At 39.8% G+C, this 1,821-nt stretch carries 1 protein-coding gene; it reads left to right on the plus strand.

The features are described 5' to 3' along the window. Positions 1-154: 154 nt before the first annotated feature. Positions 155-1,606: a DDE-type integrase/transposase/recombinase gene (locus C3945_RS11620; RefSeq protein WP_161879814.1), complete on the plus strand. Its 1,452-nt coding sequence runs from the start codon at positions 155-157 to the stop codon at positions 1,604-1,606. The last annotated feature ends 215 nt before the right edge of the window (positions 1,607-1,821 follow it).

Consider the following 1,821-nt stretch of genomic DNA (forward strand, 5'->3'; position numbering starts at 1 on the left):
TAGTAATTACCAATTTTTTTGTTTTTTCGTGTTGTTTTAATGCAACTATCGTTGCTCTATCAATTAAAATACAAAAAGGCACCTCTTCCCCCCCTTAATCTGATAAAATGAAGTTCACTAAAACAAACATTCATCACTTAAGGAGTGAAAAGAGATGCCTAATCTACTTCAGATTATCATGTATTTAGTTAATAAAATCAAGTGGCAAAACAGTTTAATTCAACTTTTAAACGATTATATTACTTGGCTTGAAGATGCGGGTGATCGACCACCTAAAGGGACCGATATCACAAAGCTTGATTACAACAAATTGACCCTTGATGACCCACCGAAAGTTGTAAAGATTGAACGGGCGGACTATAAATACCTTCTAAAACAGGCCGTGGAAGCAGGTAAACCGATCAAACCTGTTCGTCGCCACAAGTCATCTTCTGAAGTTCCTGAACATGTACGTTGCGCTAAGTGTCATGCGCCCCATGATTATCTCTATAAGAATAATGGTGTGCACGGACAATATCAGTGCAAAGTCTGTTCTGCTTTATTTAATTCGAAGAATCGTTACTCTAAAGATGTCATTCTCAAATGTCCTCACTGTGAGAAGTGTCTTGAGAAGATTAAACAACGGTCCGAATTCGACATCTACAAGTGTAAAAACGACACTTGCCCTTATTATATTCAGGCGTTAAACCAGTTGAGTGAGGAGCAAAAGGAACTCTATACTGTCGCACCATACTACTTAAAGCTACGATACGTCTATCGTCAGTTTAATTTAAAACTCGAGGACATCAAGTCCTATGGACTGATTGAATCGCCAGTTGACTTAAGTCGCATTCATGCCTCACCTCGATTATTAGGTGAGATTTTGACCTACCACGTTAATTACGGCCTTCCTGCACCTAAGGTTGCCGCATTAATCTACGACATACACGGAGTAAAGATTGGTAGACAGACGATATTAAACTACGCGGCAGCAGCAGGGGCTCAACTTTACACCCTTACTCAACATTACCCCTATGATCTTTCTGATCAGATCTGTGGAGACGAGACCTACATCCGTGTCGGGAAAAAATGGCACTATATCTGTTACTTCTTCGATGCAAAGAATAAAATCATCTTATCCCAAAGAGTGTCTGAAAAACGCAATACTGAATTAGCAATCAGGGCCATTCACGATGTGCTCGACCACTATATAGCTAGCGAAATCCCTGAGGATTTAAACCTCATCGTTGATGGAAACCCCATTTACAAACTGGCACAACATTTCCTGGCCCAACACGGCCTGAACTTCGATATCACTCAAGTCATTGGTTTAACCAACGAGGACGAAGTATCTAGGCAATATAGGCCCCTTAAACAAATCATCGAACGATTGAACCGGACTTACAAAGGCAATTACCGTGGCACCCATGGATTTAAATCTCAAAATGGTGCACGTGCTCATGTCGCTTGCTTTACTGCCTGCTTCAACTTTCTACGTCCACATCAGTCATTAGATGGCGAAGTTCCTGTGAGGATTCCATTCGTCCATGATGATGCAAAAACAATGCCCGACAAGTGGATCCGTTTATTATCTTTCGGGAACAGTGTTCTACAGTACACGGACTAATACTGTAGAAGTGATTTTACATATCTCGAAAAACTTCAAAAAAACGAAGTTTTTTAAACATGCCTTCTTATACTTCTCGTTGCTTTACTGGATCTGTTATAAAGCTGTTTAATCCAGACAAGGATTGGATTATATTACCTTAATCGACAGAAATCATCATACGAGCAACGAGAAATTTGGGAAACATAATTTTTCATAGATTATTGGGAGTTACC

Origin of the sequence: Alkalibacterium sp. MB6 (assembly GCF_009935905.1) — a bacterium.
Classification (GTDB): domain Bacteria; phylum Bacillota; class Bacilli; order Lactobacillales; family Carnobacteriaceae_A; genus Alkalibacterium.

What these genes read in the sequence shown, in the direction of transcription:
- C3945_RS11620 (WP_161879814.1), top strand. Translation starts at nt 155, where the DNA reads ATGCCTAATCTACTTCAGATTATCATGTATTTAGTTAATAAAATCAAG.